Source organism: Microbacterium sp. LMC-P-041 (assembly GCF_030209555.1).
Lineage (GTDB): Bacteria > Actinomycetota > Actinomycetes > Actinomycetales > Microbacteriaceae > Microbacterium.
Map to the genome: position 1 here is coordinate 1 of NZ_JARVRV010000008.1, position 12,554 is coordinate 12,554.

The 12,554-nt window shown below is 70.0% G+C and carries 10 protein-coding genes and 1 pseudogene; 6 read left to right on the forward strand and 5 right to left on the reverse strand.

Annotated elements, in window-relative coordinates:
* From QRN21_RS14675 to QRN21_RS14690, 4 genes and pseudogenes are all read left to right on the forward strand, one after another.
* Positions 1-754: pseudogene (locus QRN21_RS14675) on the forward strand (hypothetical protein); the annotation flags it as partial.
* A 30-nt stretch (positions 755-784) separates the two neighbouring features.
* Positions 785-1,156 (forward strand): YrdB family protein, encoded by a 372-nt coding sequence (locus tag QRN21_RS14680; RefSeq protein WP_285364848.1) that lies wholly within the window; start codon positions 785-787, stop codon positions 1,154-1,156.
* Positions 1,153-2,517 (forward strand): FAD-binding oxidoreductase, encoded by a 1,365-nt coding sequence (locus tag QRN21_RS14685; RefSeq protein ID WP_285364850.1) that lies wholly within the window; start codon positions 1,153-1,155, stop codon positions 2,515-2,517. Before QRN21_RS14680 ends, QRN21_RS14685 begins: the two co-directional genes overlap by 4 nt.
* Positions 2,510-2,917 (forward strand): NUDIX hydrolase, encoded by a 408-nt coding sequence (locus tag QRN21_RS14690; protein ID WP_187250104.1) that lies wholly within the window; start codon positions 2,510-2,512, stop codon positions 2,915-2,917. Before QRN21_RS14685 ends, QRN21_RS14690 begins: the two co-directional genes overlap by 8 nt.
* A gap of 12 nt (positions 2,918-2,929) precedes the next feature.
* Here QRN21_RS14690 and nagB read toward each other — a convergent pair whose 3' ends face one another.
* The 5 genes from nagB to QRN21_RS14715 form a co-directional block, all read right to left on the reverse strand.
* Entirely contained in the window at positions 2,930-3,709 is a 780-nt protein-coding gene (gene nagB, locus QRN21_RS14695; RefSeq protein ID WP_285364852.1) for a glucosamine-6-phosphate deaminase, read from the reverse strand.
* Positions 3,702-4,667, reverse strand: a complete 966-nt coding sequence (locus QRN21_RS14700) for an ROK family protein (RefSeq protein WP_171821895.1) — start codon at positions 4,665-4,667, stop codon at positions 3,702-3,704. Before QRN21_RS14700 ends, nagB begins: the two co-directional genes overlap by 8 nt.
* Positions 4,668-4,725: 58 nt before the next feature.
* Positions 4,726-5,913, reverse strand: coding sequence for an ROK family transcriptional regulator (locus QRN21_RS14705; RefSeq protein WP_056277392.1), 1,188 nt, complete (start codon positions 5,911-5,913; stop codon positions 4,726-4,728).
* A gap of 79 nt (positions 5,914-5,992) precedes the next feature.
* Positions 5,993-9,247, reverse strand: coding sequence for a family 20 glycosylhydrolase (locus QRN21_RS14710; RefSeq protein ID WP_285364855.1), 3,255 nt, complete (start codon positions 9,245-9,247; stop codon positions 5,993-5,995).
* The gene (locus tag QRN21_RS14715) at positions 9,238-10,455 is read right to left on the reverse strand and encodes an alanine racemase (RefSeq protein ID WP_285364857.1); all 1,218 of its coding nucleotides are present in this window, start codon (positions 10,453-10,455) and stop codon (positions 9,238-9,240) included. Before QRN21_RS14715 ends, QRN21_RS14710 begins: the two co-directional genes overlap by 10 nt.
* Positions 10,456-10,480: 25 nt before the next feature.
* Between QRN21_RS14715 and QRN21_RS14720 the strand changes: the two genes are divergently transcribed.
* Positions 10,481-10,888 carry a RidA family protein gene (locus tag QRN21_RS14720; RefSeq protein ID WP_053095391.1) on the forward strand — a complete coding sequence of 136 codons (408 nt, stop codon included), beginning with the start codon at positions 10,481-10,483 and terminating at the stop codon, positions 10,886-10,888.
* 100 nt (positions 10,889-10,988) lie between these two features.
* Complete coding sequence (locus QRN21_RS14725; RefSeq protein ID WP_285364860.1) at positions 10,989-12,503, forward strand: L,D-transpeptidase family protein; 1,515 nt, start codon at positions 10,989-10,991, stop codon at positions 12,501-12,503.
* The last annotated feature ends 51 nt before the right edge of the window (positions 12,504-12,554 follow it).

Here is a 12,554-nt window from a genome sequence, read left to right on the forward strand (position 1 = left end):
CCCCGGCGAGAACCCCGGAGAAACCCCCGGCGGCGAAACCCCCGGCGAGAACCCCGGAGAAACCCCCGGCGGCGAAACCCCCGGCGAGAACCCCACGGAACCGGCCGCGCCGACGACTCCGATCGAAGTGAGCCTCGCGAGCATCTGCCTCGACGCACGCGCTGTCACCTATGTGACCGTGAATGTGTCCGGCGAACCGGGCGCGGACATCGAAGCGCTGCTCGGCGGACGCCGCGGCGGCGTCGACGGCACATCGCTGACTGACGCAGGGACCGGCACGATCGAGTTGCGCCCCGGTCTCGTCCAGATTCTCCTCGGCGCGCCCCTCGAGGTCCACTACGTGACGGCGTCCGGTCCGATGCTGCCGACGACCACGAGCCTCTCGGCTCTCGGGGTGACCCTCGGTTCCGTGGCCCTCGCTCCCTCGTGCGGAGGGCCGGCTGCGGATCCCGCCGAGACAGTACCCTCCGAGCCGACTCCGGACGACGCGATCGCGCCGATCCCCGAGCCGACGGACGAGGCAGCACCCGCTGCCCCGACCGAGTCCCCGGACGCCGAGGCGTCCCCTGAGACGCCGGCACCCGAGACGGAGGCCCCGGCCGCTCCCGTCGAGACCGCTCCTCCGGCACAGCCCGTGACCGAGGACCAGACCGCCCTTCCGGCAGAGCCTGCCCCCGCTGACGACACCGCGCCCGCCGACGAGACCGCGCCGGTCGACCAGGTGGCCGCAGACGAGGCCGCGCCCGCGCTCTGACCCGCCATCGGCGGCGAATAGACTGGATCCATGTCCCAGGATCCCGCCTCCGTTCCCGGCGTCGACCGCCCCACCATCACCGCTCTCGACGTCGTCCGATCGGTCGTCCTGATCGTCGCAGTGGGCACCCTCGCCCTGTGGGGATTCGCCACCTGGCCCTTCCCGTACAACGTCATCCTCGGCATCGGGGCTCCGGTCGTCGTGATCCTGATCTGGGCGCTCTTCGTCTCGCCGCGACCCGTCCTGCGACTGCATCCGTTCCTTCGCGTCGTCGTCGAGCTGCTGATCTACGTCGGCGTCACGATCGCGTGGTGGCTGATGGACCAGCCCCTCATCGGCATCGCGTTCGCCGTGGTCGCCGTCGGCGCAGGCGTCGTGAGCGGCCGGCGTCGCATCCGATGAGCGCCCTCGACCTGCTCGTCGCCGCACTCGGCGACATCGTCGACACCGATGCGACGGTCCTCGAAGAAGCCCGCGCCGACAGATCGGGGCATGCGGCGCCCGGGCGGCCGCTCGCGGTCGTGCACGCCGAGACGGTCGAGCACGTCCAGACGGTGATGCGCATCGCGACCGAGACGGCGACCCCTGTCGTGGTGCGTGGCGCCGGCACCGGTCTCGCCGGCGCGGCGAACGGCGGCGAGGGCGAGATCGTGCTGTCCACTCGCCGGATGACCGCGATCCACGAGATCCGGGCCGACGACCTGCTTGCCGTCGTCGAACCCGGAATCCTCAACGCCGACCTCAACGACGTGCTCGCGGAGCACGGACTCTGGTGGGCGCCGGATCCTGCGAGCCGTGCGATCTCGACGGTCGGCGGCAACATCGCCACCGGAGCGGGTGGGCTGCTCTGTGCGAAGTACGGCGTCGTGCGAGACGCGGTCCTCGGTGTCGATCTGGTTCTCGCCGACGGCCGACTGCTGCACCTCGGCCACCGCAGCGTCAAAGGCGTGACAGGACTCGACCTCACCTCGCTCGTGATCGGCTCCGAGGGCACGCTGGGCGTGGTCGTCGGCGCCACCCTCAAGCTGCGCCGACTGGTCGAGGGAACGACCTGCACGGTGACGGCCGTCTTCCCCGATGTGCGTGCCGCAGCGTCCGCCTCGGCCGCGGTCACCGCCTCGGGTGCGCAGCCGGCGATCATGGAGCTGATGGACTCCGCGAGCCTCGCCGCCGTCGCAGCCCTGCTCGACCTCCCCTCGCCCGTGGCCGGGAGCGCCCAGCTGACGATCCAGACCGATGGTCCGGCGGCAGTGGCCGAGGCGACGATGATCTCCGACATCCTGACGGCTCATCAGGGTGTGACCGAGGTCTCCCATGACCGCGAAGAAGGAGAGCGCCTCCTGGCCATCCGGCGTGCCATGCACCCCGCCATGTCGGCGCTCGGCACGACCCTCATCGAAGACGTGTCGGTGCCGCGCAGCGCCATGCCCGCCATGTTCGACGAGATCGCCCGCATCGAGAAGGCCTACTCGATGGCGATCCCCACGGTCGCTCACGCGGGCGACGGCAACCTGCATCCGAACTTCATCTTCGAGGGCGCAGAGCCTCCCGCTGAGGTCTGGGCGGCGGCGGACGAGCTGTTCCGGGCCGCGATCGCGCTCGGCGGCACGCTGACCGGAGAGCACGGCATCGGAACGCTGAAGAGCCGCTGGTTGGCCGACGAGCTCGGAGACGACCAGTGGGAGCTGCAGCGTCAGATCACTCGGGTGTTCGATCCGCTGGGAATCCTCAACCCCGGCAAGGTCTTCGCTCCCGATGCCTGACATCCACGTCAGCGCCGCGGTCATCGTCGATGACGCCGGCAGGGTGCTCGTCGTGCGCAAGCAGGGCACGACGCGCTTCATGCAACCCGGCGGCAAGCCCGAGCCCGGGGAGACCCCGTCGCAGACGCTGATCCGCGAGCTGCACGAAGAGCTCGGCCTTCGCCTGGATGAGGGCGATCTGGAGCCGCTCGGCACGTTCGTCTCCGAGGCGGCCAACGAGCCCGGTCACCGAGTCGTGGCCGACGCGTTCTCGGTGTCCATCGCCGCGGCGGAGGTCGTCGTCCAGGCGGAGCTCGCCGAGCTGCGATGGATCACACCCGCGGATGCCGAGACGCTGCCGCTGGCGCCGCTCAGCATCGAGCACCTGCTGCCGCTGGCGTGGCCGACGATTCGGCCCTGAGAGCCGACCGCGTCAGATCCCCTGCCAGCTCGGCTTGTTCGCGAAGGTGTAGCGGTAGTAGTCGGCGAGCTTCAGCCGGGACGCCGCGGCCTCGTCGACGACGACGGTCGCGTGCGGGTGCAGCTGGATCGCCGAACCCGGGAGGATGGCCGACAGCGGCCCCTCGACGGCATCCGCCACGGCCTGTGCCTTGCCCGCTCCGAAGGCGAGCAGCACGAGGTGCCGAGCGCGAAGGATCGTGCCGAGCCCTTGGGTGATGCAGTGCATGGGCACGTCGTCGATCGAGTCGAAGAAGCGAGCGTTGTCTTCGCGGGTCTGCTCGGTGAGGGTCTTCACGCGCGTGCGCGAGGCGAACGACGAGCCGGGTTCGTTGAAGCCGATATGTCCGTCGGTGCCGATGCCGAGGATCTGCAGATCCACTCCTCCGGCCGCGTCGATCGCGGTCTCGTAGTCGTCACCTGCGTGCTGGATGGTGGCCTGTGCGCCGTTGGGCACATGGATCCGTCGCGGGTCGAGCCCCAGCGGCTCGACGACCTCGCGGGTGATGACCGAGCGGTAGCTCTCGGGATGAGCGGGGTCGATCCCGACGTACTCGTCCAGGGCGAAACCGCGCACCTGCGAGACGTCGCGACCCGCGAGCCTGCCTCGCAGCGCCTTGTAGACGGGGAGGGGCGTCGAACCGGTGGCGAGGCCGAGCACGGCATCCGCACGTCCGTCGATCAGCTCGACGATCTCGGCGGCGACGAGGGCGCCTGCCGCTTCTGCGTTCTCGACGATGACGACTTCAGCCATGAGAAACGGTCTCCTTGGAGGGGGTGGTTGCGCCGACGACCGCGGCCCCGAAGGCCGCGGCGGGAGAGCCGGCAGGGAGCAGTTCGATCCTGTCGTCCAGGTGGAGCGAGCGCATGAAGGGCGAGGCCTCGGCATCGGACCGGAGAGCGTCGCGGATGCCCGTGTAGAGCCTGTCGCCGAGCGAAGTGAGGCCGCCGCCGATGATCACGCGTTCGACGTCGGCGGAGAGCACGAGCGCACGCACCGCCGCGGCCCCGCCGTGGAAGAGATCGGCGCGGAGCGCGAGCGCCCGTTCGTCACCGGTGTCGGCTGCGTCGAAGATGTCGCGCACCGGGAGCGCACCGGGACGATCCCAGGCTCGGGCGAGCGCGCCTCCGCCGCAGAAGGTCTCGATGCAGCCGCGCTGTCCACAGCCGCAGAGACGGCCGTTCGGGTCGACCGAGAGGTGCCCGACCTCGCCGGCCGTGCCTCGCGCGCCACGCCAGATCGTGCCGTCGACGACGATCCCCGCAGCGACCCCGGTGCCGAGATTGAGATAGGCCATCGACCCGTCGACGCCGCGCAGCACCGCAGCCCCGAGGGCGGCCGCTTTCACGTCGTTCTCCACGCGGACGGGGATGCCCAGCTGTCGACCGGCGCGCCCGGCGAGATCCAGGGACTCGACGCCGAGATTCACGGCATGGAGCACCCGACCGGTGTCGGCGTCGACCAGCCCGGGGATCCCGACGCCCACCGATCTGACCGACGAGCGAGCGAATCCTCCCTCGTCGGCGAGCGCATCGACCGTCTCGAGGATGCTGACGACGACTGCCTCCTCACCCCAGCCGGTGGGTCGGCGCAGGCGCGCCAGAATGTCTCCGTCCGCGGACACCGCGACGGCATCGATCTTGGTTCCGCCGACGTCCAGGCCCACTCGTATGGGCCGACCGGACAGGTCGACGGCGAGCGCATCCGTCATCGGATGGTGCCCCTGCTCGTCTTCGGCTCGTGGACGCGGTCGCTCCCGCCGGTACGGATCACGAGACGCCCAGCTGGCTGGACAGCACCATCACGGCGGCACCGCGCAGGACGATGTCGTCCTGGTGTGTGCGGCGGATGAGCGCGTCCTCGAAGACGCCCTCGAGCGTGCGCGCGTGCAGGGTCTCGACCGCGGCGTCGATCAACACGCCGTCGAGCAGATCCTCGGGACCCGAGAGCACGACCTCGGACAGATCGAGTGCCGCGACGATCGGGGCGATCGCGATGCCCATGCGGGTGCCCGCATCGCGGAGGATCTCGTCGCGCGATCCGGGGGCGTCTGCGATGGCGGGACGCAGCCGCGTCTCACTCAGCCACGCTTCGAGGCAGCCGTCTTTGCCGCACGCGCAGCGGGGTCCACCGTCGGTGCCCACGACGACGTGGCCGATCTCGCCCGCTGCGAAGCGACTGCCGAGCAGCGGCTGGCTGCCGGTGATGACGCCGGCTCCGACTCCGCGACCGATCTTGATGAGCATGAAGTCGGCCTTCGCCTCGCCGAACGTGTACTCGGCGAGCACCGCGGCGTTGGCGTCGTTGCGCACGAGGACCGGAAGATCGAGATCGACGCCCAGTTTCGCCTCGAGAGGGAGATTGCTCCACCCGAGGTTGGGCGAGCTGAGCACGACGCCGTCGGGACGCACGACACCGGGGCTGCCGATCCCGACGCCGAGGATGGGCTGCGTGGCCGTCTCGGCGAGCGCTCGGGCCAGCTCCAGCGTGGCGGCGTAGGCGGCGTCGCCGTCTGCGCTCTCGGGTCGCGGCACCTCACGGCGCTCGAGCACGTCGCCGTCGAGGCTGAGCAGAGCGCCGACGAAGGCATGGGGGCCGGAGAGATCGATCCCGATGATCTGGTGCCCGACTCGGTCGATGTCGATGAGGATCGGAGGCTTGCCCGGTCCGACCGTCTCGCGCACTCCCATCTCGACGACGATGCCGTCGGAGATGAACTCCGCGACGAGGTCGGAGATGGTGACCCGAGTGAGGCCGGTCTCGCGAGAGAGGTCCGCTCGACTCATCGCTCCCGAGTGATAGAGCGTCTGCAGCACGAGCGCGCGGTTGTGACCGCGAGCGTGTTCCGGGAGCACCTTCGAGCGAGAGCGCAGGTGGCGCCCCGGGCCGAAGGCGTGCGCGCTCGCGGCGACGTAATCTGGCGACGTCGAAGGACGCGATCCATCCGATACGGACATGTTTGTTAGTAGACCTTACGAACATAAATTTCGCAACCCCTGCCACAGTTAGCACAGGGAGGGTTACGGAAACGTTACATTATGCCGAGAGTACTCCGGCGGCGGTGCCCGACGAGTCCGCCAGGCCTTCGACGAGGCCCGCGACTATCGCCTGCCGCGCCTCGCGTGTCAGAGGCTTCCCCGGCACTCCAGGACGCCTCTGCACGGGCGTCGGACCGTCGAGAGGACGATACCGCACACCGGACTCGGCGAGGCGTCTGAGATGGACGGGAAGACGTCGCGCGAACCCCTCATACGAGGGTGGTTCGCCGCCGTCCCACAGCCGTTCGGCGATCGCTGCGAGACGAGGGAACATCGCGAAGTCGACCCGATCTCTCGTCGGGAGGTGCTCGGTCCACACGTTGGCCTGTCCGCCGGCCGCGCCGTCCTCGATGCGCAGCGTGTACGCCTGCTCGATCGGCAGCGGCGGGCCGACCCGGATCGGCTCCTCCGCCGACTCCGACTGGGGGTAGTCGAGATACACCTCGAGGTCGGGGCACGCGATCACGGGGATGCCGCGCCTCAGCGCCTCGCGCATCGCGACGGGACCCCGCCACGCGAGGATCCGCACACCCTCGGGGACATCGCCCTCGAGCACCTCGTCCCATGCCAGGGCGATGCGCCCACGGCTGCGGAGGTGGGCGACGAACTGATCGGTGAACCAGGGCTGCACGTCGTGGGGAGTCGCGAGACCGAGCTCGCCCATCCGCTCGCGCGCAGCGGCGCTCTGCGCCCACTCGGTGACCGGCACCTCGTCGCCGCCGATGCCGATCCACGCAGAGTCGAAGAGGTCGCACAGGGCGTCGATCGCCGCGCGCCCGAACGTGAGGGCGTCATCCGTCGGCGCGAGGGTGCGAGGGTTCACGCCGAAGCGCGACCACGGCGCGACAGCTCGCTCGCTCGCATCCGTGTTGCCGAGCGCGGGGTACGCGGCGAGCGCCGCCTGGATGTGCCCGGGCAGTTCGACTTCCGGCACGACCGTCACGAATCGCTCCGCGGCGTAGGCGACCAGGTCGCGCAGCTCCGCATCCGTGTAATGACCCTCGTGCAGCCCCGGCACCACTGTGGCGTGCGGCCCGTGGCCCCGCTGTGTCTCCTCGCGGCGCGCGCCCACCTCTGTGAGCAGCGGATAACCCGGCACCTCGAAGCGCCAGCCCTGATCGTCGGTGAGGTGGAGGTGCAGCACCGTGAGATGGTGGTCGGCCATCAGATCGACGAGTCGCTTCAGGTCCTCGACCGGGCGGAAGTGCCGCGCGACATCGAGCATGACCCCCCGCCACGTGTGAGCCGGAGCAGACTGCCATGTTCCTGCGGGGATCCGAGCGCGATCGGAGCCGGGCTCGCGCAGCTGCCGGAGCAGCGTGACACCCCGGAACACGCCCGCCGCACTCGCCCCCGCGACGTCGATTCCGTCGGCGGTCACCGTCACGCGGAATGCCTCGGCGCCGACACGCGCTCGGGCGAACGGCTCCCCCGCGAGAGACTCGTCGATCCTCAGCGTGATCGCGGGTGCCGCCTTCGCGGTTTCGAGATGCTCGCCGAGACGGGATGCGCTCGCGACGAGGGCTTCCGGAGCCGACACCGAGGTGTGAACCGTCCACTCGAACGGCTCGGCAGCGGGATCGATCACCGACGGGATGTTCGGGACCGGGGCACGATGCGCGGCGGGCGTCATTCGCAGCGCTCGACCCGGTGTCGCGCCGCACGCGTGTCCCGCCAGCACCACCGGCACACCGCCGACGAGCACCTCGTCGACGCCGATCGGCGCCTCGTGGGGAGCATCGAAGGTCGCCCCCGCCGTGATGGTCTCGGGATCGAACAGCACGAGGTCGGCCGTGGCTCCCTCGCGGATCACACCCCGCGGCGCATCACCCCGGTCGAGGCCCAGCCGCATCGCCGGCGTGCCGGACAGGTGCTGCACAGCCTGTTCGAGGGAGAGCACCCCGAGTTCTCGCACGTAGTGCCCGAGGTAGCGCGGGAAGGTCCCTCGGCCCCGCGGGTGCGGTCTCGCGCCGATCAGGATCCCGTCGCTGCCGCCGCTGTGCCGCGGGTGCCGCATGATCGTGCGGACGTTCTCCTCGTCGCCGATGTGCATCAGGATGCCGGTGGCCCCCGCATCCTCGAGGATCGTGTCCAGCACCACGTCGACCGAGCGCCTGCCGGACGACTCGGCGATCTCCGCGACGGTCCGTCCGACGAGGTCCGCGAGTTCGGGCGACGAGGTGCCGGAGATCTGGATGGCCGACCAGTCGGCACGCTCCCCGTGGAAACCGTCGCAGCCGATCTCCTCGAGCTCGACGCGGACGGTCTCGCGTCCGCTCTCATCGAGCGCAGCGAGGGTCGCGAGCAGGTCGCCACTCTCGGCCAGTCGGCTCGGAAGCAGCGCCGCGAGCGTGGTGGCACCGGGAAGATAAGGGTAGGTGTCGAGGGTCACGTCGACGCCGTCGTCGAGGGCCTCATCGACCAGAGCGAGCAGCTCTGCCGCACGCCCGCGGTTCGGAGCGAAGTTCATGGTCGCATGCGTGAGATGGATCGGACACCCGGTGCGACGGCCGATGTCGAGCGCCTCCCGATAGGCATCCAGGGCTCCCCCGCCGTAGCTTCGGGTGTGGGGCGCCCAGTAGCCGCCGCGTTCGGCGACGACTCGGCAGAGCGCTTCCAGCTCCGCCGTGTCGGCGTACATCCCCGGGGTGTAGGTCAATCCGCTCGACATGCCGAACGCGCCTGCGTCGAGCGCCGCGCCGAGGATGCCGGACATCGCTGCGATCTCCGCAGGTGTGGCCGCCCGGTTCTCGTGACCGACCACCATCATGCGCAGATTGCCCTGCGGCACCAGGACCGCGGCGTTGCCCACCGCGGCCGAGTCGATCGCAGCGAGCAGGTCATCCATCGAACGCCAGGGGACGGCGGGCGGCATGCCGTTCCAGCCCGCGATCTGAGCCGGGATCACCGCCGCCGTCGCGTCGTCGAGCGGGGCATAGCCGAGCCCGTCCTGGCCGAGCACCTCCGTCGTGACGCCCTGGAGGATCTTCGCGTCGTGGGCTGCTCCCTGCAGCACGGCCAGCTCGCTGTGCGCGTGCATGTCGATGAACCCGGGAGCCAGCACCCGCCCCGCCCCCGCGACCTCCACCGCATCCGCCGGCAGTTCCAGGACCCTCTCATCTCCGTCGCGGATCACCGCGACGATGCGGGCTCCTTCGACCGCGACGTCGGCCGCGAACCTCTCGGCTCCGGTGCCGTCGACCACGGTGACGCCTCGGTACACCCGCACGGGCTTCTCGGTACTCAGAAGCATGTCGCGACCGCTCCGATCACCCGGGGGTCCGCCGCATCCGGGTCGTCGATGACCGCCACCACGCGCCATTTGTCGAAAGCCGTGCAGGGATGCGACAGCCCGAGACGCACGACGTCGCCGACGGAGACATCCGCCCCGTCTGCAAGAGCGAGGAAGGCGTGCTGGTCATTCAGGGCCGTGATCCGCCCCTCGACCGATTGTGGGACCGGCAGGTCGAGGTCGAACGGCACATCTCGACGGCCCGCGTCCAGCAGTGCGAGTCCCTCTTCGGGCTGCGAGACGACGCGCGACCACGCATGCATGGCGGATCGCAGCGGCGCCGTCGATGTCAGGGCGCCGAACGGCGACATGCGGGAGTAGAAGCCGTCATCGTGGATCTGGAACGCACCCGACCGCAGCACGATGTCGGCATCCGCTCCGTGAGGGGCCAGGATCGCCGCTGCCCGGTCGGGGAAGGCGCTGCCTCCTGCGCTGAGCACGGGCCGGACGCCGGGCGGATACTCGAGGCGACGGTGGAGGTCGACGAGTGTGGACAGATAGGCGTCGACGGCGGCGACAGACGCCTCCGACCGGTCGGGACCGAACGGTCCTTCGTAGCCGGCGACTCCGGCGAGCCGCAGACCGGGGGCCGCGACGATCGCCTGGGAGATGCGCTCCCCCTCTTCCACGCTGCGTGCGCCCGTGCGCCCGCCCCGGCCACCGAGTTCGACGAGCACGTCGAGAGGACGCTCGGCGTCGTGAAGCGCGTCGGCGAGGATGCCGACGGTCTCGACGGAGTCCGCCCAGCAGAGGATCCGGAGATCGCCCGCCGCAGCGAGCAGAGCGCCGAGGTGGTGCGCGGCGCCACGATCCGTGACGGCGTTCGCGATGAGCACGGTGGAAACCCCTGCCTCCACCGCGACTTCGGCCTGCCACGGCGTCGCGACGGAGATCCCCCATGCGCCGGCATCGAGCAGCCGCTGCCAGAGCGCCGGTGCCATCGTCGTCTTGCCGTGCGGTGCGAGGACGACTCCCTGTTCCGCCGCCCAGGCGAAGACGGTCGATTCGTTGTGGGAGAGCGCCGCCTCGTGGACCGTCAGCACCGGCGTCACGAGATCGGACAGGTGCAGGCCCGCGTCGGGTACCTCCGACAGCCGCAGCCCCCCGGAACGCGGAGGGAAACCCTTCGCCCAGGTGCCGAGTACAGGATCCGGGATTTGTAGAGGCATCTAACAAGGCTACTAGGCTGGTCGCATGACCGCGAAGATCCGAGTGTCGACCGACGCCGCCCCCGCTCCCGCTCACACCTTCTCGCAGGGGATCCGAAAGGGCCCGATCGTGCAGGTCTCCGGGCAGGGCCCTGTCGACCCCCAGACGAGCGAATACCTCTTCCCCGGCGATGTCGCGGCTCAGACCACGCGCACGCTCGAGAACGTCAAGGCGATCGTCGAGGCATCCGGCGCGACATTCGACGATGTCGTGATGCTGCGCGTCTACCTGACCAAGCGCGAGGACTTCGCGATCATGAACGACGCGTATGGCGCGTTCGTGACAGCGCACACCACCAGCGGGGTCCTGCCTTCGCGCACGACCGTCTTCACGGGCCTCCCCCGCGAGGAGATGCTGGTCGAGATCGACGGCCTCGCCGTCATCAGCGACTGACGCATCGGGAATTTCCGCGGTCCACGGACCGTTGCCTCCTCGTTATCAGCGATCGCGTAGCATATCGCTAAGGACACGTGAGAAACCGGGGGGTGAGTTCGTGACCGATCTGATCTCAGCGCAGGATGCGAAGACCGAGAAGCTGACCGAGGCGACCGCCTCCGGCGACCAGCCGAATCCTGTCGCGCCCGCCGACTCCGGCGACGCACCCACCGACTCCCAGCCGCCGCGCAGCGGCGACCAGGAACTCGCCTGGGCGCCGATCGAACCGGCTCCGAAGAAGAAGCGCCTCGGCCTGTGGATCGGCCTCGGCGTGGGCGCGCTGGCCCTGGGCACGGCCGCCGCCTCGATGATCCTGATCGCGCCGGGCACCACGGTCGCCGGGATTCCCGTCGGCTGGCTCACACCCGGTGCCGCGGCCGACACGATCCAGGCCCACGTCGCCGATGCAGAGGTCACTCTGACCGGAGCAGGCGGCGACACCGTGCTGACGGGAGCGGATCTCGGCGCCGAGATCGACGCGACCGCACTCGCGGACGCCGCTTTCGCGGAGCGTCCGTTCTGGAACGTGACCGCCTGGATGGGTGACCCCGTCGCCGGCGAGATCACTCTCGATCCCGCGACGGCCGAGGCCGCGTTGCGTGAGGCCGTGCCGTCGAGTTTCGAAGACGCGGTCGATGCCGGCGTCGTCTTCGACGCCGCAGGCGGTGGCTACGCGATCACCCCCTCAGCCACCGGGACGGCCGTCGACCTCGACGGTCTCACCGCCGCCATCGTCGACACGATCGCGGACGGTGGCACGAGCCTCGAGTTCTCCGGAGACCCGGCCGAAGCCGCGCCGGCGATCACTGATGAAGACGCCACGGCTTTCGCGACCTCACTGAACACGATGCTCGGCTCGATCGGCTTCTACATCGGCGAAGAGCGCACGGTGCCCGTCGACGCGGCGACCGCCTCGACCTGGATCTCCGTCGTCGACGACGGTGGCGAGCTCAGCGTGGTCGCCGACGAGGCTTCGATCCAGGCGACGATCGATGCCCTCCCGGCGGCCGTCGACCGGGCCCCGGTCAACGCGACGAACATCGTCGATTCGGCCGGCAAGATCCTCCGCACCGAGGCCGAGGGAGTGAGCGGTCGCGCGATCGGCGACACCTCTGCCCTCGCATCAGACGTCGCGACGAAGCTCGAGGCCGGCGAGGGCATCTTCCCCATCGAGGTCACCGAGACGCCGTTCGAGTCCGTCAACCTCGTGCGCAAGATCGATGTCGACCTCGGGTCGCAGACCGCGACCCTCATCGAGAACGGCGCGGTCGTGCGCTCCTGGGCGATCTCCTCGGGCAAGAGCGCGACACCCACCGACACCGGCAACTTCCGCGTCTACGCGCACGTGCGCGAGCAGACCATGAAGAGCCGCGAGCCGGACGGCTCGATCACCGAGACGCCCAACGTCCCCTGGGTCACCTACTTCAACGGCGACGAGGGCTTCCACGGCACGTACTGGCACAACGACTTCGGCAATCCCCGCAGCCACGGTTGCGTGAACATGCCGATCGATGTGGCTCGGTACGTCTACGAATGGTCGCCCGTGGGCCTCGAGGTCGCGGTCCACTACTGATCCCCGCTCTCACCGAGCAGATCCCCCGCACGCGACGCGTCGTCGATTCCG

What these genes read in the sequence shown, in the direction of transcription:
- QRN21_RS14700 (WP_171821895.1), bottom strand. Translation starts at nt 4,667, where the DNA reads ATGACGGATGCGCTCGCCGTCGACCTGTCCGGTCGGCCCATACGAGTG.
- QRN21_RS14685 (WP_285364850.1), top strand. Translation starts at nt 1,153, where the DNA reads ATGAGCGCCCTCGACCTGCTCGTCGCCGCACTCGGCGACATCGTCGAC.
- QRN21_RS14710 (WP_285364855.1), bottom strand. Translation starts at nt 9,247, where the DNA reads ATGCTTCTGAGTACCGAGAAGCCCGTGCGGGTGTACCGAGGCGTCACC.
- QRN21_RS14680 (WP_285364848.1), top strand. Translation starts at nt 785, where the DNA reads ATGTCCCAGGATCCCGCCTCCGTTCCCGGCGTCGACCGCCCCACCATC.
- QRN21_RS14715 (WP_285364857.1), bottom strand. Translation starts at nt 10,455, where the DNA reads ATGCCTCTACAAATCCCGGATCCTGTACTCGGCACCTGGGCGAAGGGT.
- nagB (WP_285364852.1), bottom strand. Translation starts at nt 3,709, where the DNA reads ATGGCTGAAGTCGTCATCGTCGAGAACGCAGAAGCGGCAGGCGCCCTC.
- QRN21_RS14720 (WP_053095391.1), top strand. Translation starts at nt 10,481, where the DNA reads ATGACCGCGAAGATCCGAGTGTCGACCGACGCCGCCCCCGCTCCCGCT.
- QRN21_RS14705 (WP_056277392.1), bottom strand. Translation starts at nt 5,913, where the DNA reads ATGTCCGTATCGGATGGATCGCGTCCTTCGACGTCGCCAGATTACGTC.
- QRN21_RS14690 (WP_187250104.1), top strand. Translation starts at nt 2,510, where the DNA reads ATGCCTGACATCCACGTCAGCGCCGCGGTCATCGTCGATGACGCCGGC.